Annotated in this window: 1 protein-coding gene; it reads left to right on the forward strand. The window is 61.9% G+C overall.

The window, feature by feature from the left end; genetic code table 11:
* Positions 1 to 423: 423 nt before the first annotated feature.
* The coding region (locus tag AC1DS3_RS38660; protein ID WP_477129367.1) for an ABC transporter substrate-binding protein at positions 424 to 1,396 on the forward strand (973 nt) is incomplete at its 3' end.

Genomic DNA, 1,396 nt, shown 5'->3' on the forward strand with positions numbered 1-1,396 from the left:
CGCCCGCGCTGCTAAAAACACAGCAGTACTGCACAGCTGGTTGTTGATTCCCAAACAGCCTCACCGCAATTCCTCGCGCCAATGCGGGCCGTTCGCCGACGCCAGCCTTGGGTACGCATCTTGCGAAAGGTTGCGCTTTTCCCAACGCACCTCTGAGCATGACCTCCGCCCTGAAAGTGATCGCCGTATCCGGCAGCACCTACCTTCCCTCCCGCACCCTCGTACTCGCGCAGGCCCTGATCGATGGACTCGAACGCGAGCTTGCCGTTGAGAGCCAGATCATCAATCTCGGCGATATTGCCCGCCCGCTGGGCTCGGCGCTGTCGCAGCATCTGAGTGCGGTGCTGCGGCCATATCTGCGGCAGATCCAGCAGGCACGCGTTTTGCGGCTACCGCCTTTCCCATCCTCATCCTTCAAACAACATGATTGCGTTCGGGCTGTCCACTTCTCTTCGTCGTCTTACCACGCTCGCACTCATGCTCGCGGTGGCGACCGCGTTTGCGGAGCCCTTGCCGTCCGTGGTGCGCTTCGGGGTTTCCAACGCGGGCGTGGGCACACCACCGCGTATCGGCACGGGCTGGCTGGCGGTAGCGCAAACCAAGGGCTTTATCGAGGAGGCACTGAAGAAGGACAACATCAAGGTGCAATGGATCTTCTTCAAGGGACAAGGCCCACAGGTCAACGAGGCGCTGACCAACGAGCAACTCGACTTCACCACCCTCGGTGACCTGCCCTCCGTGATTGGCCGCTCGGTCGGCATCAAGGCGAGGCTGGTCATGGTGACCAGCACGCGCGGCAAGCGCGTAGGCTTTCACAAGGGCACGGCCACTCAGCTCGCAGTGGACCGGATCCCTGAACAGAACGGCCTGGGCGAGCGCGACATCAAGGTGATCAACCTGGAACCCGCCAGTTCGCCGGCGGCGTTCCAGACCGGCGATCTCGATGCGATCTTCGGCACGCTGAATCTCAAGGTACTGGAGTCCAAGGGACAGGCCAGGATCATCTACAGCACGCGCGACAACCCCGTTGCGAGTGACAACGGCCATGTGCTTGTGACGGATAAGTTTTCGAGCACCTACCCCGGGCTCACTCAGCGCGTGGTCACGGCGCTTGTCCGCGCCGCCAGCTATGCCTCGCAGGAAGCGCATCGCGACGAAGTGCTGAAGCTCTGGGCCTCGTCGGGCGGCATTCCCGCGGCGATCTACGACGAGGAGCTAAATGGCATTCCCCTAGCCCACCGGCATTCACCGCGCTTCGACGACTACGTGCGCGCGGCCGATCGGCGCTCGATGGAAGACGCTTACCGCTTCAAGCTGATACGCAAGCGCTTCAGCGTGGATGCCTGGATTGACGACCGTTATGTGAACAAGGCCATAAAGGATCTCGGGCTCGACC

The organism is Cupriavidus sp. 01L46 (genome assembly GCF_056399905.1).